Origin of the sequence: Bradyrhizobium guangzhouense, from assembly GCF_004114955.1 — a bacterium.
GTDB classification, from domain to species: domain Bacteria; phylum Pseudomonadota; class Alphaproteobacteria; order Rhizobiales; family Xanthobacteraceae; genus Bradyrhizobium; species Bradyrhizobium guangzhouense.
Genome location: NZ_CP030053.1, coordinates 2006210 through 2026818, shown reverse-complemented (window position 1 = coordinate 2026818; position 20609 = coordinate 2006210). Strand labels below are relative to the sequence as shown.

19 protein-coding genes and 1 pseudogene are annotated in these 20609 nt (G+C 63.7%); 5 read left to right on the top strand and 15 right to left on the bottom strand.

Annotated elements, in window-relative coordinates; all coding sequences use genetic code 11:
* Positions 1-210: 210 nt before the first annotated feature.
* A complete protein-coding gene (locus XH91_RS09765; protein ID WP_128950401.1) occupies positions 211-2550 on the bottom strand; it encodes a mechanosensitive ion channel domain-containing protein in 2340 nt (779 codons plus the stop codon).
* A gap of 243 nt (positions 2551-2793) precedes the next feature.
* Here XH91_RS09765 and XH91_RS09760 point away from each other — a divergent pair, with 243 nt between their 5' ends.
* Together XH91_RS09760 and XH91_RS09755 are read left to right on the top strand one after the other, a co-directional pair.
* Positions 2794-3417, top strand: coding sequence for a hypothetical protein (locus tag XH91_RS09760; protein WP_128950400.1), 624 nt, complete (start codon positions 2794-2796; stop codon positions 3415-3417).
* A gap of 411 nt (positions 3418-3828) precedes the next feature.
* Positions 3829-4713, top strand: coding sequence for an MBL fold metallo-hydrolase (locus XH91_RS09755; protein ID WP_128950399.1), 885 nt, complete (start codon positions 3829-3831; stop codon positions 4711-4713).
* A 249-nt stretch (positions 4714-4962) separates the two neighbouring features.
* Here the strand turns inward: XH91_RS09755 and XH91_RS09750 are convergent, their stop codons facing one another.
* From XH91_RS09750 to XH91_RS09715, 8 genes and pseudogenes are all read right to left on the bottom strand, one after another.
* Positions 4963-5922, bottom strand: coding sequence for a polyphosphate kinase 2 family protein (locus XH91_RS09750; RefSeq protein ID WP_128950398.1), 960 nt, complete (start codon positions 5920-5922; stop codon positions 4963-4965).
* Positions 5882-6901 (bottom strand): branched-chain amino acid ABC transporter permease, encoded by a 1020-nt coding sequence (locus XH91_RS09745; RefSeq protein ID WP_128950397.1) that lies wholly within the window; start codon positions 6899-6901, stop codon positions 5882-5884. Before XH91_RS09745 ends, XH91_RS09750 begins: the two co-directional genes overlap by 41 nt.
* The gene (locus XH91_RS09740) at positions 6898-7779 is read right to left on the bottom strand and encodes a branched-chain amino acid ABC transporter permease (protein ID WP_128950396.1); all 882 of its coding nucleotides are present in this window, start codon (positions 7777-7779) and stop codon (positions 6898-6900) included. The genes XH91_RS09745 and XH91_RS09740 overlap by 4 nt, the downstream gene beginning before the upstream one ends.
* 7 nt (positions 7780-7786) lie before the next feature.
* Positions 7787-8491 (bottom strand): ABC transporter ATP-binding protein, encoded by a 705-nt coding sequence (locus tag XH91_RS09735; protein WP_128950395.1) that lies wholly within the window; start codon positions 8489-8491, stop codon positions 7787-7789.
* On the bottom strand, positions 8491-9261 hold the full coding sequence (locus XH91_RS09730) for an ABC transporter ATP-binding protein (RefSeq protein WP_128950394.1): 771 nt from the start codon (positions 9259-9261) through the stop codon (positions 8491-8493). The genes XH91_RS09735 and XH91_RS09730 overlap by 1 nt, the downstream gene beginning before the upstream one ends.
* A gap of 30 nt (positions 9262-9291) precedes the next feature.
* Entirely contained in the window at positions 9292-10602 is a 1311-nt protein-coding gene (locus XH91_RS09725) for an ABC transporter substrate-binding protein (protein WP_128950393.1), read from the bottom strand.
* 92 nt (positions 10603-10694) lie between these two features.
* Positions 10695-11399, bottom strand: coding sequence for an NUDIX hydrolase (locus XH91_RS09720; protein WP_128950392.1), 705 nt, complete (start codon positions 11397-11399; stop codon positions 10695-10697).
* Positions 11400-11428: 29 nt separating this feature from the next.
* Positions 11429-12453: pseudogene (locus XH91_RS09715) on the bottom strand (ABC transporter substrate-binding protein).
* 317 nt (positions 12454-12770) lie between these two features.
* Between XH91_RS09715 and XH91_RS39360 the strand changes: the two are divergent.
* Positions 12771-13037 carry a cupin domain-containing protein gene (locus XH91_RS39360; RefSeq protein WP_245477293.1) on the top strand — a complete coding sequence of 89 codons (267 nt, stop codon included), beginning with the start codon at positions 12771-12773 and terminating at the stop codon, positions 13035-13037.
* Positions 13038-13075: 38 nt separating this feature from the next.
* On the opposite strand, the gene XH91_RS09705 is transcribed toward XH91_RS39360, so the two are convergent.
* The 6 genes from XH91_RS09705 to XH91_RS09680 form a co-directional block, all read right to left on the bottom strand.
* The gene (locus tag XH91_RS09705) at positions 13076-13849 is read right to left on the bottom strand and encodes an anti-sigma factor family protein (protein WP_128950391.1); all 774 of its coding nucleotides are present in this window, start codon (positions 13847-13849) and stop codon (positions 13076-13078) included.
* Entirely contained in the window at positions 13846-14364 is a 519-nt protein-coding gene (locus XH91_RS09700; protein WP_128950390.1) for a sigma-70 family RNA polymerase sigma factor, read from the bottom strand. The genes XH91_RS09705 and XH91_RS09700 overlap by 4 nt, the downstream gene beginning before the upstream one ends.
* Positions 14365-14404: 40 nt before the next feature.
* On the bottom strand, positions 14405-15874 hold the full coding sequence (locus tag XH91_RS09695) for a YncE family protein (RefSeq protein WP_128950389.1): 1470 nt from the start codon (positions 15872-15874) through the stop codon (positions 14405-14407).
* Between the two features lie 9 nt (positions 15875-15883).
* Entirely contained in the window at positions 15884-16423 is a 540-nt protein-coding gene (locus XH91_RS09690; RefSeq protein ID WP_164933934.1) for a DUF305 domain-containing protein, read from the bottom strand.
* A 99-nt stretch (positions 16424-16522) separates the two neighbouring features.
* A complete protein-coding gene (locus XH91_RS09685) occupies positions 16523-17308 on the bottom strand; it encodes an ABC transporter permease (protein ID WP_128950387.1) in 786 nt (261 codons plus the stop codon).
* Positions 17308-18126 carry an ABC transporter ATP-binding protein gene (locus XH91_RS09680; RefSeq protein WP_128950386.1) on the bottom strand — a complete coding sequence of 273 codons (819 nt, stop codon included), beginning with the start codon at positions 18124-18126 and terminating at the stop codon, positions 17308-17310. Before XH91_RS09680 ends, XH91_RS09685 begins: the two co-directional genes overlap by 1 nt.
* A gap of 142 nt (positions 18127-18268) precedes the next feature.
* Here XH91_RS09680 and XH91_RS09675 point away from each other — a divergent pair, with 142 nt between their 5' ends.
* Both XH91_RS09675 and XH91_RS09670 read left to right on the top strand, forming a co-directional pair.
* The gene (locus tag XH91_RS09675; protein ID WP_128950385.1) at positions 18269-19051 is read left to right on the top strand and encodes an ATP-binding cassette domain-containing protein; all 783 of its coding nucleotides are present in this window, start codon (positions 18269-18271) and stop codon (positions 19049-19051) included.
* Positions 19048-20607, top strand: coding sequence for an ABC transporter permease/substrate-binding protein (locus tag XH91_RS09670; RefSeq protein ID WP_128950384.1), 1560 nt, complete (start codon positions 19048-19050; stop codon positions 20605-20607). Before XH91_RS09675 ends, XH91_RS09670 begins: the two co-directional genes overlap by 4 nt.
* Positions 20608-20609: the final 2 nt, after the last annotated feature.

The window sequence follows — 20609 nt, the reverse complement described above, 5'->3', positions numbered from 1 at the left end:
CAGCGTCCCCCTGAGATCAAGGACGTTGCCCCCTGGACGGTGATTGTGATCTCGCACCGCAGCGAGACTTTCGCTGATGATCCGCGGGTTGCTCTCTACCTTCGTCGTTCCGGGGCGCCCGGAGGACGAGCCCGGAATCCATCGTGCGGCAGAGTTGGTGGATGAATGGATTCCGGGCTCGCGACTTCGTCGCGCTCCGGAATGACGGGACTATCCCGCCGCCCGTCTCGGCGTCAGGCTGGCGGCGACATCGGCCGTCGGCGCGACATGCATCAGAATCGTCTGGGTTGCGGATGCGACCTCGATGCCGTTCTGCTGGAAGCGCTGCTTCATGCGGCGGTTGAATTCGCGCTGGACCGGCCAGCGGCCGGCCTCGGTGCAGCGGATCTGGCCGACGATCGAGACCATGGCGCCATCGACCTTGTCGATGCCCCAGAGCTCGAGGTCGCCGCGGATCAGCGGGCGGAATTCGGTCTCGCGGCGCATCTCCTCGACGATGTCCTTGAGGATCTGGCCGGCGCGGTCCGTGTCCTCCTTGTAGGCGACATTGATGCTGACGGAGGCATTGCCGGCGCCGCGGCTGGCATTGGTGATGGTCGTCACCGCGCTGAACGGCACGATGTGCACGGCGCCGTCGCCGGCGCGCAGGCGGATGGTGCGGATCGAGACGTTCTCGACCACGCCCGAGAGCCCCGACACGCTGACGGTGTCTCCGACCTGCACCGTATTCTCCAAAAGCAGGAACAGGCCGGTGATGAGGTCCTGCACCAGCTTCTGCGAGCCGAAGCCGATGGCAATGCCGACGATGCCGGCGCCGGCGAGCAGCGGCGCGACATTGACGCCGATCTCACTGAGCGCGGTGAGGCCGACCACGGTGGCGATGAGGCACAAAAGCGCCGTGCGCAGCATCGGCTGGAACGTCCGCAGGCGCGCGGCGCGGGCATAATGTCCGTCGCGCGACAGCGTGTTGATCTGGCGATCCAGCAGCGCATTGCTGGCTTCCCAGATCGCGGCTGCGATGAAGACGGCGACGCCGATCGTCGCCACCGCCGAGAGCAACCGGCTGCCGATCTGGCCGCCATAGAACCAGACGATGGCATCGACGCCCCAGACCTCGAGCACGGCGACGAAGCCGATGAAGGCGATCACGCCGGAGACGATCTTGCGCAGCAGCGGCAGATAGCGGTTGGCGCGGATCTCCAGCCCCGGAAAACGCTGCAGGATCTCGGGCCGGATGCGAAAGCCGCGGTCGATCAGGCTCAGCGTCACCATGATGGCGATCCGCGTGATCAGCACCACCGCGACCGTGCCGACGAAATATTGCAGAAGCAGCGAATAGCCGTTGTGGATGTTGAGCGCCCAGACCGCCCATAGCGCCAGATCGAGCGCGATTGCCAGATAATGCCAGCCGCCGGCGATGCGGTTGCGCAGACGCGCCGCGATCCCCTGCCGGTCCGCAGGCGCACGGATGGCGTCGGCGACCTGGCGGCGGCATTGCAGGATGATGACGACGACAAAGAGATGCACGACCAGCATGACCATGCGAATGAGCGCGGCGTAGCCGGCACGATGCAGGCCGAGCAACAGCGCCACATTGGCAAACGCAATGCCTGATACCGCGACGCCGACGATGCGGCGCGCCCAGATCTCGACATAGGCCGCGGTCTCGGCGCGCACCGGAAACAGGCCGAAGGGTCCGGCCAGAGCGCGGATGACGCAGATGAGCCCGCGCGAGAACGCGTAGGCGTTGACGACCGCAAGGATCACGAGACGAACGGTGGCGGGATCGCCGATCTCCGTTCCGAGCAACGCGGTCGAGATGCCAAGGAACACGATGACCGGTAACAGTTCGAACAGCAGTCGTCCCAGCACGAAGGGCAGCCGCAGCAACAGCTGCCAGACATACGCAAGGCTGTGCCGGCGCTTGTGCAATTCGGGAGCGGGCGTGACATCGACGACCGATGACGGTGGATCGGCAATGGGCAGTGCCTGCACCGGCAGGCGGCCCGCCTGCGGCACGCGCCCCTCGAGGAAAGCGACCGGGCGCCGGATCAGGCGGACGCCGACCCACTCGGCCGCGAGCGCACAGCCGAACACCAGCGCAAGCTTCCAGCCGATCTCGATCAGGAGATTGTAGGCATCAGGGTCGTTAGCTGTCCGGACGATCCAGTAGTAGAACGCCCAGAAATGCGTGAGCGTGCGTGCCACATCGGCGACATCGCGCGAAATCTCGCCGATCTGTTCGGACACCGTGAGCAAGAGCTGTGCGCCGAGGCCATCGGCCGAGAGCGGGATCGGCGATTTCGACTCTGCCGCAGGCGGTGCTGCCTGCTGCGGACCGGACGCATTGGCGATCGCGCGCAACGTATCGATCATTTGCGCACGCTTCTTGTCGTCCTGGAGCGTATCCAGGGCCCGCCTCGCCTCGTCAGGCGACAGTGTGGCCCCGCTTCCGACGGCAGGCACAGCCGTACCGGCGCGGGCCACGGAGAGCGACGAGATGGCGAGGAAGAGCGCTGCGAGAAGCGCCGAGGCAAGCTTGTGCGACACGCGGATTCCCCAAATAAATGAAATGCGCCGGCGGAATCGGGACCGCGCGAAGCACTGCGTCATGTCGGATCGGGGCTATTCGCCCCGGTCATGTGTCGGAAATTTGCCGATCAGGCGGCCATCTCTTGGCATTTCCTTTGGCATTTCCTTCGGCATTTCCCACGACGCAAACGTGATGGAACCCCGTCATGGCCAATGTCCCAAAGCCATGCAAGATTGGCGGCCGGAATTCGGGGGCATCACATGACGGATCTCGATCGGCGCGCGCTCGTGCTTGCGGGGGCTGCGCTCCTGCTCGGCACGCCGGCAGCGAACGCACAGAGCGGGCCGCCCTTCCTTTATCGCGGCATCGCGGTCGACATCAGTGCCGCGCAAGGCCAGCCTGACATCAAGGATGTCGTCGCATCGCTGAAGCACCAGATCGACATCGTCGTCGAATGCGGCGCGAAGCCCGAGATCCTGACCTTCTTCAGGAGCCAGCCGGTCGTGGTCAAGCCCGGACACGGTGACGGTGGCGGGCACTTCTCCTCCAAAGACGCGGGCGTCACGATCGACGCAGCGGTCGATGCGCCGGAGAAGCCGGTGCTGCTGCACGAGCTGCTCCACGCCTATCATTTTCGCGTCCTGCCGGGCGCACTGCAAAATCCGGATCTGGTCCGCTTCTACGGCATCGCCAAGCAGAACGAGCTCTATCCGCCTGATGCCTATGTGCTGAAGAATGTGCAGGAGTACTTCGCGGTGACGGGCAGCCTCTATCTCTGGGGCAATGTCGACCGTCCACCGAACAACCGGGCCACGCTGCGCGACAAGCAGCCGCTCTACTATCAATGGCTCGGTGATCTCTTCGGCGTGCAGAAGAAGGCGTAGCCCTCGAGGCAGATCGCAAAAACGCACAGCGCCGGGTAGGTAGGGGCTCTGCCTTACTGACTGCAGCCCACTAAACCTTGACCCGGCGTGCCGTTCGCGGTTTCTGCCGCTATGCGATAGTCCGAACGAGCTCCATCGCACTTAACGCGGCTGGATTTGCGGAGGTGGAGTCATAGACCTCCCCTTGCTCATGAGGTGTGGACGTTACGCGTCGCGCTGATCGCGACCACAGGCATGCTCCTCCCGTGACATAAAACTGTCAAGCGGGATCGATGTCCCCCGGGATCACATTTGCACAGCTGTTCCGCGACAGACTGACCGCGTGGGAGCACGGAATAAATCCCTTTCCGCAGCGTTTGTGTGAGGGAGAATCTCCATCTTCCCCGCCGTCCATTTTTCAGAAAGCCAGAGATGAAAGCATTATCTTGCATTGCCGTTCTCGCGGCCCTCTTGACCGGTTCAGCATTCGCGCAGACGCCGCCACAGACCTCGACCAGAAAGGTCGACGGCACCGACAACGTCTACATCTTCCGTTATGGCGGCCATCAGTCGATGTTCGTGGTGACGCCGAAAGGCGTGATCGCGACCGATCCGATCTCCTATTTGCGGCCGGCAAAACCCTATATCGACGCGATCAAGGCCGTTACCGACCAGCCGATCAAATACGTCATCTACAGCCATCACCATTACGACCACATCGCCGGCGGCCAGCCGTTCAAGGACCTCGGCGCCACCTTCATCGCGCATCGCCGCACCAAGGAGCGGCTGCTCGAATTGAAGAAGCAGAACGCGCTGCTGGCCGATATCGTGATGCCGGACCAGGTGGTCGACGACCAGAAGATCATCAAGCTCGGCGGCACCACGCTGGAGCTCGACTATGTCGGCCGCAACCATTCCGACAATTCATTGGTGATGCGGCTGCCGAAGGAGAAGCTCGTCTTCGTCGTCGACTTCGCGCCGATCGAGAGCGTCCAGTTCCGCAACATTCCTGATAACGCCTCGCCGCTGGAATATATCGCTTCGCTGAAGAAGCTGGCCGCGCTCGACTGGGAGCGCATGATCCCGGGCCATCCCTACGCCGGCGGCCGGCTCGGCACCAAGAAGGACGTCGCGGACGACATCGCCTACATGGAGGATCTCTCCACCGAGGTGAAGAAGGCGGCCGATGCCGGCAAATGCTTCGACACCGCGATGAAGGAAGTGAAGCTGCCGAAATACGAGAAGTGGGCGAATTACGAGGCCAGCCTGGCCGCCAATGTCGAGCGCTTCTGCTACTGGTGGGGCCGGGGGTACTAGCGGCTAGCACCGAACTTGTGGGGCGGGTTAGTGAGCGGCTGCGCAACGCGCAGTCCGCTCGCGTACCCCACCACTTCTGCTGCTGCGGAAACAACAATGGTGGGTTACGCTGACGCTAACCCACCCTCCGAGACCTGTCGCAATGGTGACATCATAGCCCTGTTTTGCCCGACGGCACAAGTAAAATTTCTCAAAATCCGAATTCCGGGGGACGGCGGCCGGCAGGCGATTGATTCCGATATCCCCGGGCTACTGTGCATGGGGTTGTTTTCGCCGTTTTGGTTTCGCCCGCTTCTTGGCCCCCTTGCCTTCCCGCTCCAGCGCCTCGCGCACGCTCTTGAACTCGGCCAGCGAAGCCTTGTCGGCACGGGGGAAGCGCAAGTCCAGCTTTTCCAGCTCCGCGACGATGACGGAGCCGATCACGACGCGCGCGAACCATTTGTGGTCGGCAGGCACGACGTACCAGGGCGCATGGGGCGTCGCGGTGTGGCGCACGATGTCCTGATAGACCGCCTGGTAGCGCGGCCACAGCGCACGCTCCTTGATGTCGCCCATCGAGAATTTCCACTGCTTGCCCGGCTCTTCCAGCCGGTCGAGAAAGCGCTTGCGCTGCTCCTCCTTGGAAACGTTGAGAAAGAATTTCAGCACCACGGTGCCGTTGCGCATCAGGTAGCGTTCCCAGGCGGCGATGTCCTCGAACCGCTCCTTCCAGATGTTCTTGGTGACGAGCCGCGGCGGCAGCTTCTCCTTGACGAGGAGTTCCGGGTGCACGCGCGTCACCAGGCATTCCTCGTAATGGGAGCGGTTGAAGATGCCGATCTTGCCGCGCTCCGGCAGCGCTATCGCGTGACGCCAGAGGAAATCGTGGTCGAGCTCGTCGCTGCTCGGCGCCTTGAAGGCATGGACATCGCAACCCTGCGGGTTGATGCCTTCGAAGATCGCCTTGATCGCACTGTCCTTGCCGCCGGCATCCATGGCCTGGAACACGATCAGGACCGACCAGCGATCCTGGGCGTAGAGCTTCTCCTGGAACTCGACGAGGCGTTTCTTGTTGGCATCGAGGATTTCCTGCGCCGCCTCCTTGTCCAGATCGCCCTTCGCGTCGGTCTTGTAGTCCTTCAGATGAAACTTGCCGGACCCGTCATGGCGGAACGGGGTGATGTAACGGTCAAGTTCCTGGGCGAGCGATTTGGACGGCTTTTTGCTCATGAGCGCGGGGCACCTTGCGTTGCGGCTTCAATCGATCGAGCAGGCTACCAAGGATGCCCTTCGGAAGGAATATGATGAAAAGCACCAGCAGCACGCCGTAGACGAGGTTGTCCCAGCCGACCGCCCTGGTGCCGAAGCCGATGCGCAAGGTTTCCGCGAGCAGGATGGTGATGACGGCACCGACGGTCGGGCCGAGCGAGACGAACAGACCGCCGACAATGGCGGCGAACACCATCTGCAGCGACACCGCGATGCCGGAGACGGTGTCGGGCGTGATGAACATCTGGTACTGGCAATAGATCGCGCCGGCGAGCGCCGTCATCAGGGCGCTGATCAGCGTGATCTTCAGTTTCTCCGCGGTGACATTGACGCCAGCGGCGGCCGCGGCGTCCTCGTCCTCCGAGATCGCCTCCAGCGCATAGCGGCTCATGCTGCGATCGACCAGATGCCAGACCACGATGCCGCCGAGCCAGACTGCAAGCGCGATCAGATACCAGGTGGTCTTGTCGTCGAACTGCAGCGCCAGGAGCTTGTTGCCCGCGGCGCGGTTCGGCGTGTAGCCGAGCGAGCCGCCGGTGTAGTCGCGCGTCGCCGTGATGACCTGAAGCACGATGCCCGACAGCGCCAGCGTCACCAGCACGAAATAGTGCCCGGTGATGCGGAAGCGGAAGCAGGGATAGCCGACGATCAGCGCCAGTACGCCGGCCGCGACCATGCTGATGGGGATGCCGATCCAGGGCGACAGGCCGAGATGGTTCCACAAGAGCGCGGTGACATAGGCCCCGATGCCCATGAAGCCGCCGTGCCCGAGCGAGACCAGGCCGAACCGCCCCATCATCGACCATGACGTATAGGCGAACGACCAGATCAGGATCAGCACCAGAATGTGCAGATGATAGGGATCGCGATAGACGAAGGGCAACGCGACCAGAGCCGCCAGTCCGATCCCCCAAGCCGCAAGCCGCCCCTGCCCCGTCATCGGCGCCTCGCGAGCAGGCCCGCCGGCCGGATGAACATCATGACGATGAAGAAAGCGAAGGCGAGCACGTAGCCCCATTCGAGATCGGAGAACAGGCCGCCGAGCGAGATGATCTCGGCGAACACGAAGGCGGCGATGAAGCCGCCGATGAAATTGCCGAGACCGCCGAGCACGCAGATCAGGAAGGTGATCGGGCCGAAGGAAAGACCGACGAAGGGATGCACGTCATATTGCAGCACGAGCAGGCAGGCGGCGAGCCCGGCGAGCCCGCCGCCGATCGCCGAGGTGATGAGATAGATGCGTTTGGTGTCGACGCCCATTAGCGCCATGATCTGCCGATCCTGCGAGATGGCGCGGATCGCGGTGCCGGTGAAAGTGCGGGTCATGAACAAATAGACCGCGACCATCCCGACCAGCGCCGCCAGGAACGACAGCAGGCGTGCGTAGCTGAAATTCATGTCGCCGAAGGCTAGCACCGGCAGGCGGATGCCGAGGTTGCGGAAGTCGATGCCGAAGGCGACGGTGGCAAAGCTCTGCAGCACGAACAGCACGCCGCCGGTCGCAAGCAGTTGGTTGATCGGCGGCGCGGTGAGCAGCGGCGCGATCACGAGGTAATGCAGGAGGGCGCCAAGGATCGCGACGAGCAGGATGGTCAGGGGTGCGGCGATGAAATAACTGATGCCGTAATATTGCACCATGAAATACATCGCGTACATGCCGATCATCACCAGCTCTGCGTAGCAGATCCAGGTGACGTCGATCACGCCGAAGATCAGGTTCAGCCCGAGTGCGAGCAGCGCCAGCACGCCGCCGAGCAGGATCCCGTTGATCACGGCCTCCAGCAGGTAGATGTCGAAGATATCGAGAAACGCCTGCATGTGCCCCTCACACCCCGAGATACGCTTCCTTGACCGTGTCGCTCGCCAGCATCTCCGCCGAGCTGCCGGACGCTCTGATCGTGCCGGCCTCGATCAGATAGGCGCGATCGACCACCTTCAGCACCTGCTGCACGTTCTGCTCGACGATCAGCACCGTCAGCCTGCTGGCGCGGATCCGCTTCACGAGCTCGAACACCTGCTGCACCACGACCGGCGCCAGCCCCGCCGATGGCTCATCGAGCAGCAGAAGCTTTGGATTCGACATCAGCGCGCGGCCGATCGCGCACATCTGCTGCTCGCCGCCGGACATGGTGCCCGCGAGCTGGTGGCGACGTTCCTTCAGCCGCGGAAACAGGTCGAACACGACTGCCAGCCGCTCGGCATAATGACCGCGTGCCTCCTTCATGAAGGCGCCCATCTTGAGATTGTCGTCGACCGAGAGCTGCGGGAACAGCCGCCGGTTCTCCGGCACATGCGCAATCCCGAGGCTGACGATCTTGTGCGGCGGCGTCGCCACGACATCGACGCCCTGCATGGAGATCGAACCGCGCGAGGGTCGGATCAGGCCGGAGACGACGCGCATCAAGGTGGTCTTGCCGGCGCCGTTCGGACCGATCACGCCCACGGCTTCGCCCGCCTTGACGTCGAGATTGACGTCGAACAGCGCCTGGAAGGCGCCATAGCCGGCGTTGACTCCGCGAAGCTCCAGCATCATTGGCCCCCTGCGCGACGGCGCGCTTCGGCGGCCGCGGCCTGCGTGGTCTCGGCATCGGTGCCGAGATAGACCTCGATGACGCGCGGATCGCCGGCGACGGCGCTGGGCAGCCCTTCCGAGATCTTCTCGCCGTGGTCGAGCACCATGACGCGGTCGACGACGCGCATCAAGACGCCCATGATGTGCTCGACCCAGATGATGGTGATGCCGAGCTCATCGCGGATGTTGCGCAGCATGTCCGCCGCCTGATGCATCTCGGCCTCGTCGAGACCGCCGAGGCTCTCGTCGGCAAGAAGAAGGTTTGGCGCGGTGGCGAGTGCTTTGGCAAGTTCGAGCTTCTTCAACCCGGCCGCGCCGAGGCCGTCGACGCCGGCATGACGATCGGTCGGCAAGCCTACCATCGCGAGTGAGCGTTCCGCCGCCTCCTCGGCCTTGACGCGGCTGTGGCGACCTTGGCCGTAAAATCCGGCGAGCGCGACATTTTCGAAGATGGTGAGCCGGCGAAACGGCCGCGGGATCTGGAAGGTGCGACCGATGCCGCTGTTGATGATCCGGTGCGGCGCGAGGCCAGCGATCTCCGAGCCGTCGAACCGGATTGATCCGGCGCTCGGCGAAAGCGTGCCCGAGAGCATGTTGAAGATCGTGCTCTTGCCCGAGCCGTTGGGGCCGATCAGGCCGAGTATCTCGCCCTGCTCGACCCTGAACGACACGTTGTTGACGGCGGTGAAGCCGCCGAACCGCTTAACGAGCCCGCTGACCTCCAGCACCGTCCCGCTCTCCTTTTCAAAACTATTGCGCTACTGGTTGCTGTAGGTGGTGCCCTTCGGCAGTGGCAGCACGGCTTCGCGCTGCGCCTGGCTCTTCGGCCACACCACGGAGGACTTGTCGTCGATATACTGGATCACGACCGGGAATGAGCGTTCGTTCTGCCCTGCCATCGGCGTGCCCTCGCCGAAGAACTTGACGCCGAAGCCGAGCATGGTGCCGCCCTCGGGGATATCGGTGTCGAGCGCAGCCTTGCGCAGCGCCTCGGGATCAATCCCGCCATATTTCTTGATGGCGCGCGGCAGCACGTCGTCCATGAAGACGTAGGTGTTGGACGCACCGATGCCGACATGAGCGGAGCGGATGGCGACGCCGGGCCTGACCTTGTCGAACTCCTCGCCGATCATCTTGATGACGGGGGCAAGCTTCGGGTCCATGGTCTTCTGGTTGGCGAGCCAGATCGAGATCGGATCGGTGTCGAAGAGATAGTTGGCGTCCGCGCCGAGACCCTCCTTCAGCTTCTCATAGACACCGTAGCCCGCGCCATGGCCGACGAGCGCCGCAAATTTCAGGCCCTGTTCACGCGCCTGCCGCAGCAGCAGGGTGATGTCGGGGTTGTAGCCGGTGTGGAAGACAACATCGGGCTTGGCGCGCTTCAGTTTGGTCACCAGTGCCGACAGATCGGGCGCGGTGGCGGAATAGCCTTCCTTCAGCACGACGTTGAATCCCGCTTTCTTCGCGCCGGCCTCGTTGCCCTTGGAGACGTCGACGCCATAGGCGCCGTCCTCGTGGATGATGGCGACACGCAGCTCGCTCGGCTCCTTTCCGAACTTCGTCTTGGCATTCTGCGCGATGAAATCCATCGTCATCGTGCCGAACTGGTCACCGCTCGCCTGCGGGCGGAAGACGTATTTGTAGTTCTTGTCGGCAAGCACGGCGGACGAGATGCAGGTCGTCATCCACATGAACTTCTTGAGCTGCTCGACGCGGGCGGCAACCGGCACGCACTGCGCCGACGAGAAGAAGCCGAGCACCAGATCGACCTTCTCTTGCTCGAGCAGGCGGACGGATTCGTTGATGGCGACGTCCGGCTTGCTCTGCGCGTCGGCATAGACCGCCTCGACCTTGTAGCCCTCGACGCCGGTCTTGGTGAAATGGTCGAGGATGATCTTGGTGCCGAGATATTCAAGCTCGGAGCCGCCGCCCGCGAGCGGGCCGGTCAGGTCGAAAATCACGCCGATCTTGATTTTCTTGTCTTGAGCCTGGACCGAAGCCGCCAGGCCCAGCGTTGCAATCGCGATCAACAGCCCACGTACCAAGCGGGCAGCCATGCGCAGGCGCATCTAAACCTCCCTGGACGATTGTGCATTGCATTTTCTTGTTTTGCTTTTCGCCCATCACATGGGCTGCGCCGCGCGATGTCAAGCCTTGCGCGTCAGCGCGAGGCGAACTGCTGCGCGATGAAGGCCGTGACAAACCGCGGCATGGTTGGCGTGAGATCATCGGTCCCGCGCACGAGATGAATGGCCGAAAGCTCCGGCTCGGCCTGGCGAGCCAGATTGGCTTCGATCCGCGCACGAGCCGCCTCCCCCGGCATGTCCAGGTTGAGGATCTGAATCATTGCAAGCGCGGTGCCGGTAACGACACAGTGCCAGTCCGCCTCGGCCGAGTAATCGGCAGGCGAGAGACCGGTTTCTTCCTCAAGTTCGCGGACGACGCTGCCGGGAATGTCGAGCGTGCCGTCCCTGACATCGTCGAGGTCGGGCGTACCCGACGCAAAATAGATGCGTCCGGCATTGGCGGTGTGATCTGCCATCTCGCCCATCACAAAGGCGCCATCGGAGGTGCGAAGCGCCCCCATGCCGAAGCCGTTGAACACGGCGGGGTCGGGAAAGCCCCAGTCGCGCCAGGCCAGGAAGCTCGCGAAATCGGTCTCGAAATAGGTCGCCGAGAGATGACCGTTCGTGAAGATAGCATCGCGCCCGAGCAAAACCCGGCCGTTCCAGAGCTTCGGCCGCGCGCGCTGCTGCTCGGCGAAGTGCGCGGTGATCTCGTCCCGCCGCTGCTCCGCGAACGGCCAGGTGACCGGCCGCACGGCAAGATCAAGCGTCGTGACGCGATGAATGGTCGATGACGTCATGACGCCTGGTTACCGCGCAATCGCGTTAGCTATTTGACGCTGCCCGTGGTCTTCTTGGCCTGCTCGACGAACTTGTTGGTGAAGGTCTTGCTGACGTCGATCTTGGCGTTCGCAACCTCCGGCGATCCTACGCTGAACACCGCGAGCACGGCGTCGGCGCCCTTTGGATCCATCTTGCCGGTCTCGGAGAACATCGGGATCGTGTTCTTCAGCGCCGCGAGATAGAGGTCCTTGTTCTTGCCGACCATCTCCTCCGGCATCTTGGCCATGATCTCCTCGGGTGAATGCGAATGGATCCAGGCGATCGTGGCCAGCATTGCGTTGGTCAGGGCCTGCGTTTCCTTCTCATGGCCGTTGATCCAGGCCACGGTGGAGTACAGCGCGCCGCCCGGATATTCGCCGCCGAAGGTCTCGATCGTGTCCTTTTGCGTCCGGGTATCGCTGAGAATGCGCAGATCCTTGTGGCTGCCCTGGAGCACGGTAACAGAGGGATCGAGCATCACCGCGGCGTCAATCTGCCCCTGCTCCATCGCCGCCACCGCCGTGGCCCCGAGGCCGACGCCGATCACGGCGGTGCCGGCCGGGTCGAGCCCATTCTTCTTCAGGAGATATTTCAGGAAGAAATCGGTGGAGGAGCCGGGCGCACTAACGCCGACCTTCTTGCCGGCGAGATCCTTGATCGACTTGATGTCCGCCGTGTGCGAGGGCGCAACCACCAGCACGAGGCCGGGATAGCGGTCATAGACCACGAACGCCTGCAGCTCCTGCTTCTTGGCGGCCAGGTTGACGCAATGATCGAAATAGCCGGAAACGACGTCGGCGCTGCCGCCGAGCACGGCCTTGAGCGCGTCCGAGCCGCCTTTGAGGTCCACGAGGTCGACATTGAGGCCGGCCTTCTCGTACTCGCCAAGCTGCTTGGCCAACCCGTCGGCAGATAGCACAGGCAGGCGCCGCCTCCGACCGCAACGGTGACTTTGCTTTGCGCTGCGGCAAGCGAGGTGGTGAGCGTCAGCGCAAGCAGGGCGCCGGCGAGCCTGGCAATTGTGTTCTTCATTGGTTTCCTCCGTTCGGCTGGCGGCACCATAGAGCAGCAGCGCCGGCTTGAGAAGCACACCCAGTGCACTGGCCATCAGCCTTTTGGCGCAATGGCATGCACCCACTACGGCAATCTCTGATGGGGAGGTCATCCATGAATCGCCATGTTGCAGGGCTGTCGATCACCGCCGCCTTCGTCGCCAGATGCAGCGCGACTTATTAGCTTGGGCCGGCATTCGCCGCCGAAAACACTACCGCGCAGATTATCCACACCGGCGAGATGGAGGGAGATGCGCTGGGCCCGCCAACCAGGTCGGCTACCGCTCCAAGACCTTCATGACCGCTGACGGCTCGACCGTGTCTATCCAGGTCGGCAATGTGCCGAAGCACCTGCATCCCAACACCAACGAGATCCAGTACATCCTTGACGGCAGCGGGACGATCTGGCTTGGCGACAAGGAAGTGACCGTGAAACCGGGCGATCTCGTCATCATCCCCAAGGGCACGCCGCATGGCGGCACCAAGCCGATCAGCGGTCAGGTCAAGGCAATCGCGATCAAGACGCCGCCGCAGGCGCCCGGCGACGTCAAGCTGCTGGATTGAAGCTGTGCGATCCGGGCTCGCGACGGCGCGCGGGCCCGCTATATCGGGCGCGACTGCTTTCGGATCTCGTTCGCGATAGGCTTGAGGGTTTCCCCGGGCAACTGGCCGACGAGCGTGTAACCCATGCCGCCATCCGCCCAGACGAAGCCCGCGACGTCGCCGGTCGATTGCGGCATCATCGGCGTCGCGAGGTTGCGGTCGTTCATCGGCCGTGTCAGCACAACGAGACGGTCACCGTGATCGTCGTCGTACATGAACATCCCTGCCGGGCCATGCGGCGTCGCAACCAGGCGCCCGCCCATCAGCCGATAGCCTGACACCGAGAGGTCCGGCACCTTGACCGGCTGCTTTAGCCGGTTGGAGACCCACCGGGTGAGCTCAGCGCTGTCGGAGGCCCGTATCTCGACGGGTCGAACGCGGTCCGGTGCATAGACGTTATAAGAATAGGCCGCCTCATGAGCCAACGAGGACAGTCCATTCGATCGCTCCTGGAGCACACTGCGCATGGACCAACCGCCGACAGCGCCGATGCCGAGAAGCACGACCGCCGCAATCGCACGCCACGCCCGCAGAGGACGTCGTTTGCTATTCTCGATGATGTGCGACAAGTTCAGCTCAGCCGGCAACGGCTCATCTGCGATTGACGCAAGCGCGCCCCGCAGCTGCTGGCGCTGGGCGGCATAGGCCGCGACGCGCCCGGCGACGTCAGGATGATCATCCAGATAGGATGCGACCTCCGCGCGCCGCTCGGGCTCGAGCGCCTGGTCCACATAGGCGTGGAGATCGTCTTCGGTCATCGGCCGCTGGTTCATTTGACGCTCCGCAATGCGACGACATTCCTCGGCGCAACGCCATCCATCTCCTGCTGCAGCCTCTCCCGCCCGCGCGACAGACGCGACATGACAGTGCCGACGGGAACGTTGAGCACCGCTGCGGCATCCGCGTAGGAGAGGTCCTCGACTGCGACCAGCAACAAGACGGCCCGCTGTTCTTCCGGCAGTTTCGCAAGCTTGCCGAGGACATCCTGGTAGATCAGCCTTTGCTCCTGCGCTGCCGCGCTGACGAGCTCCTGTTCGCCTGCATCGTCGATCGGCATATGTCTGCCCCGCGCTGTGGCCTGGCGAAATTGCGTGACCGCCAGATTGTGGAGGATGGTGAACAGCCAGGCGCGCACACTGCCATCACGCCGCTGATGCCAGCGGCTGACGGCACGCTCCAGGCAATCCTGGACCAGATCGTCAGCGGCCGCACGATCGCGCATCAGTGCACGGGCATAGCGACGGAGCGCGGGAATCAGCGGTTCAACCTGAACCAGCATATCCTTCATGAGGCGCTCCGCCTGCTTTGCCTTGCCGTTCGTTCGAACGTCATTGCGCCTCGATCTGGACTGCCTCGCCGGGCATGGCCGCGTCGCCGGAGGCGATCACGAGGTACCGCCTGGTAGCGGCAGCCGACTGATCGACGATCTGACGGATCGGGCCGGCCGCGTTGACGATAGCCGATCCGGCCGGGTTGGTCATGAACGCCGCCAAAGGCTGCAATGGACCACTTCCATCGCCATGATCCGCCAGCGCAAGCACGTATTTCTGCCTGGGCTGAAGTCCCGTCACAGAGGCTTGCAACACCTGAATCAGGCCCTGATCGAACAGCGACACGCTGGTCGGCGTCTTGCCGTCCTTGGCACCACCTTTCGACGCGAGCGCCAGATGCGCAACTTGGCCGGCAACACCGAGCGCCTGCAAGTTCTGCCGATCATTCGCATCAGGCGCCGCGTTTGGCACATAGGCGATTGCCTGCGGCGCTTGGCCGATCGGAATGTTGGCAACCACCTTGTTCGTCGCCGTATCTATCGCCGCAAGCGCGTCAGCATTCTCCAGTCCCACATAAATGCGCGTGCCATCACCGGACGGCCAGACGCCGTGCGGGAGATTGCCGACCGGGACCGTCGCGACCTCAGAGAAATCGTCGGTGCGGAACACTTTCACCTCATTCAGGCCGCCGACGGTGACATAGGCGAACGTGCCCTTGGCGGTGTGCGCGAAGTTGACGTGATTGGTGATCGGCCCGGTATCGATCGTCTTGACCAGGCTGAACGGCGGCTTGGCGTTGAATACCTGGGTCCGGCCGACATCCTTGAGCGTGAACCAAACCTGACTGCCATCCGGCGTCGCAGCGATGTTCGGGCAGAACGGGCTCTCTTGCTTCACCGTTGCGATGATCTTGTGCTCGGCGACCGAGACGACATCAGTCTCGGGATTGAAGGACGAGCAGATGTAGCCGTATTTGCCGTCGGGCGAGAAGATCTGCATGCCCGGTCCGTTCGGGGTCACGATGCGGGTTGTCTCTTCAAAGCTCACGGGGTCGATGACGGAGATGTAGTTCTCGCCACGCACGGTGACCCAGACTTCCTTGCCGTCCGGCGTGAAGAACGCCTCGTGCGGCGACCGTCCGACATAGGCGACATGCTTGACCGCGTTGGTGGCGGTGTCGATGAACGTCACCGAATTCGAGCCGATCGACACCACGGCGAGCGTCCTGTGATCTGGCGAGAAACCCATGCCGTGCACGAGCACCTGGCCCTTGTAGAGCGGGCTGAAATTTCCGGGCTGCGGGTCGCCCAGCCGGATCACGCCAAGCAGCTTGTTGTCGACGGGGTCGGTGACCGAGACCGTATTCGAGAACTGTTCCGCCGCGTAGACGCGGTCGTGGTGGCTGATCGGACTATCGGGGGCCGACAGTCTGCCCGGCGCCTGCCCTGCCCACGCGATCGAGTTGGCGGCAAGCATCGTAGCTGCCAGAAGAACGCTCTTCCCGATCGTGTTTCTCAAGGTCGTCATGCGTGGCTCCTATTTCTTCATTCCGGTGGACATGTCCATCTGCATGCCGGGATGATGATGGACGTTGGCAATTGAGGCAGGTTGCGCCTGGGTGAGGGCGGGCGTGGTGTCCGCAACCGGTTCGCCGATCGCGAGCTTCATGGCCGCGATCTCCTGCATCTGGTCGACGATGATTTCCTGGGCGATACGACGCAGCTGCTCGTTCTTGCCGTAACGCAACTCGATCACCGCCATATCGATCGCGCCTTGATGATGCGGAGTCATCATCGCGACGAAATCGCGATCGACGTCACCGGTCGGCTTGGCCGCCATGTCGTTCATCATCCTGGTCATGGCCGCCTCGTTCTCTTGCAGGAAGGCGCTCTCGTCGGCGCTGAGGCCGGCCTGCGGAGCGGTGGCCGGATGGGCTTCATGCGCGAAGACCAGCGGAGGCACCGCGAAGGCGACGAGAATGCGCGCGGCAAGGAGCGTCGTGCCGAGGCCGGGCTTCGGCCATCGGCATCTGCTTGCGAGCGCCGCAACGACGCGGCGAAACCGTGACCCGTGCATCCAAAACTCCCATGCAGGTGATTGCATGGGGGTATGACGCGTGGCCGCGCGTTCTATTCCGGCGGGTCAATCACATAAATGTCAGCAGGCTGGCGAGACCTACCCGCGGCCGTCCACCGTAGGCCGCCAGACCAGCAGGCGCCGCTCCACCAAAGTCACCGCGAAATCGATCAGGATGACGAACACCGACAGCACGAACATGCCGGCGAAGACGCCGGCGACGTCGAACACGCCTTCGGCCTGCTGGATGAGATAGCCGAGCCCGGCCGCCGATCCCAGATATTCGCCGACCACTGCGCCGACCACGGCAAACCCCACTGACGTGTGCAGAGAAGAGAACATCCACGACAGCGCCGACGGCCAATAGACATGTCGCATCAACTGCCCCTCGCTCATGCCGAGCATGCGGCCATTGTCGAGCACGGTGCGGCTGACCTCCTTGACGCCCTGATAGACGTTGAAGAACACGATGAAGAACACCAGCGTCACGCCGAGGGCAACTTTGGACCAGATACCGAGGCCCAGCCACAGCGCGAAGATCGGCGCCAGCACGACGCGGGGCAGCGCATTGACCATTTTCACGTAAGGATCAAATACCGCGGCGACCAGCGGCTGGCGCGCGAACCAGAAGCCGATGAGGACGCCGCCGAGCGAGCCGATCACGAAGGCCAGGATCGACTCCACCAGCGTGATCCAGAGATGCTTCCAGATCACGCCGGAGACGAACCATTTGACGATCTGATCGAACACATCGACGGGGTTGGAGAAGAAGAACGGCGGGAGCAGTATCTTGCCGAACACCGGCACGGTCGACAGCAACTGCCACACCGCGATGCAGACGATCGCGACCAGGACTTGCAGTGCAAGCAGCGTGACACGCGACATCAGACCGCCTCCGCCGCGTGGGTGGATTGCGCGTAGCCCTTCATCACCTCGTCCTTGAGCACGCTCCAGATCTCGCGATGCAGCGCATGAAACTCCTTGTCCAGCCGCACCTCGAAAATGTCGCGAGGGCGCGGAAGTGTGACGCGCCAGTCGCCGATGATGCGCGAGGACGGCCCCGCCGACATGATCACAACGCGGTCGGCGAGCGCGATGGCCTCCTCGAGGTCGTGGGTCACGAACAGTACGGCCTTGCGGTCGGCGTTCCAGAGATCAAGCAGCAGATTGCCCATGACCTGGCGCGTCTGCGCATCGAGGGGCCCGAACGGCTCGTCCATCAAGAGGATTTTGGGATCGCGGATCAGGACCTGCGCGAGCGCCACGCGCTTGCGCTGGCCGCCAGAAAGCATGTGGGGATAGCGGCCCGCAAAGGCGCCGAGGCCCACGGACGTCAGCCATTTCTGCGCCCGGGGCAGCGCCTCGGCACGCGGCGTGCCCCTGATCTCGAGGCCGATGGCAACGTTGTCGAGCGCGGTCTTCCAGGGAAACAGCGCGTCGGCCTGGAACAGATAGCCGGCATCCCGGTTCAACGCCGCCAGCGGCCGATCAAATATCCGGACGCTGCCGGCGGCCGGCTTCAGTAGGCCGGCGGCGACGTTGAGCAGCGTGGATTTACCACAGCCGGTCGGCCCGACAATGGCGACGAACTCGCCCTGCGCGACCGTCAGATGAGCCTTCTCCACCGCTGTATAGACCCGGCCGTCCCCCAGCCGGAACGCAACCTTGGCATCTTCCAGCGCCACCGCCGTGGGCGTTGTCATGTGTTCCCTCCAAACTTGGCTTGATGCCTTAGCTGCTCGCGCGACCAAGTTCAATCAAGCGGCCAAGCGTGCTACGCATGGGGATGGCCTTGCTTTCACCTCCCCCGGAGGCGAGGGTGAGAGAACAGCGAGCCCACCAGCGATGCCTTCCCGGCCGGCGATCAGCTACCGAAACGTCACCAAGAGCTTCGGCTCCCTCCGGGCCGTCGACGATGTGTCACTCGACATCGCCGCGGGGGAGTTTCTGGCCGTCGTCGGCGGGTCGGGCTCGGGCAAGACGACGCTGCTGCGGCTCGCCAACCGGCTGATCGAGGCCGATGGCGGCACCGTCACTATCGAAGGCGAGGACGTGCAAAACATCGATCCGGTCGCGCTGCGGCGCCGGATCGGCTACGTTTTCCAGAGCGGCGGACTGTTTCCGCATCTGAGCGTCGCCGACAATATCGGGATCACGCCAAAACTGCTCGGCGCGCCGGCCGCCGAGATCGCCGCGCGCGTCGACGAGTTGATCGCGCTGATGCAGCTCGACCGCGCCTCCCATCGCGACCGGCTGCCGGAAGCGCTCTCGGGCGGCCAACGCCAGCGCGTCGGCGTGGCGCGGGCGCTCGCAGCCAAGCCCCGCATCATGCTGATGGATGAGCCGTTCGGCGCGCTCGATCCCCTCACCCGCGACGCCCTCGGCGAGGATTTTCGCGAGCTGCACAGCAAGCTTGGCCTGACCACCGTGATGATCACCCACGACATGACGGAGGCGATTTTGCTCGCCGACAGGATCGCGGTGATGCGCGGCGGAAGGCTGCTCGCGCAGGGTACACCGGCCGAGCTCTCAGCGAGCAACGACGCCTATGTGCTGGAATTGCTGCGCACGCCACGGCGCCAGGTCGAACGGCTGAACGCACTGCTGCCACTGGGCGGTGCGGCATGAGCCTCTTCAATGATCCGCGCTGGGGCGAGGCGCTGTCGCATTTGCCCGACTATCTCGGCAATCATGTGCGGGTGAGCCTCGCCGCGCTCGCGCTCGGCCTCGTTGTCAGCCTGCCGCTCGCGATCCTGACGCGCAATCGTCCGGCACCGCGCGCCATCCTGCTTGCCCTCGCAAGCATCGTGCAGACCGTGCCGGGGCTCGCACTGCTCGCCCTGTTCTATCCCCTGCTACTGCTCGCCGCCTCCGTGACACTGAAATGGTTTGGCGTCTCGTTCTCGGCGTTCGGCTTCCTGCCGGCGATGCTGGCGCTCGCGCTCTATTCGATGCTGCCGGTGCTGCGCAACGGCATCACCGGACTGAACGGCATCGACCCCGCATTGATCGAGGCCGCCAAGGGCGTCGGCATGACGGCGCGGCAATCACTCGTCATGGTCGAGCTGCCGCTGGCGTTGCCGGTGATGATGGCGGGCATCCGCACCGCTGCGGTGTGGGTGATCGGCACCGCCACGCTGTCGACGCCGATCGGACAGACCAGCCTCGGCAATTACATCTTTGCCGGGCTCCAGACCCAAAACTGGGTGTTCGTGCTGTTCGGTTGTTTCGCTTCAGCGCTGCTGGCGCTCGCCGTCGATCAGCTGCTGGGCCTGATCGAGAGCGGCCTGCGTCAGCGCGGTCGCCTGCGTACTGCGCTCGGTGCGACTGGTATCGCGGCGCTGGTTGCGGCGACGCTGGTTCCGACGATGGGACGCTCATCGTCCGGCTACGTTGTCGGCGCGAAGACCTTTGCCGAGCAATATGTGCTCTCGGCCCTGCTTCGGGACCGCCTCCAGGCGGCCGGCCTCGAAGCGACCGCACGGTCCGGCCTCGGCTCGAGCGTGATCTTCGGAGCGTTGAAAGCCGGGGATATCGATCTTTATGTCGATTATTCCGGCACGCTCTGGGCCAACCAGCTGCACCGCACCGATATCAAGCCACGCGCGGAACTGGTGGCGGAGTTGAAGACGGCGCTCGCCAAGGACAACATCACCCTGCTCGGCGAACTCGGCTTCGAGAATGCCTATGCGCTGGTGATGCCGAAGAAGCGCGCCGACGCGCTCGGCATCCACACCATCGCCGATCTGGCCGCGCATACCTCGACCATGTCGATCGCCGGCGACTACGAGTTCTTCTCGCGACCCGAATGGGCGGCGCTGCAGAAGGCCTATGGTCTTCAGTTCAGCGCGCAGCGCCAGATGCAGCCGGACTTCATGTATGCGGCCGTGGCCAGCGGCGAGGTCGACGTGATCGCAGGCTACACCAGCGACGGCCTGATCGCGAAATATGATTTGGTGGCGCTCGACGATCCCAAGCAGGCGATCCCGCCCTATGATGCCATCCTGCTGCTGGCACCGAAGCGCGCCGGCGACGAGCGGCTGAAGGCGGCGCTGAGCCCGCTGCTCGGCAAGATCGACATCTCCACCATGCGCGAGGCAAACCTGCGCGCCAGCGGCAACGATGCGAACTCCTCGCCGGATGCGGTGGCGAAGTGGCTGTGGGAGAAGGTCGGCGGGCGCTAGAG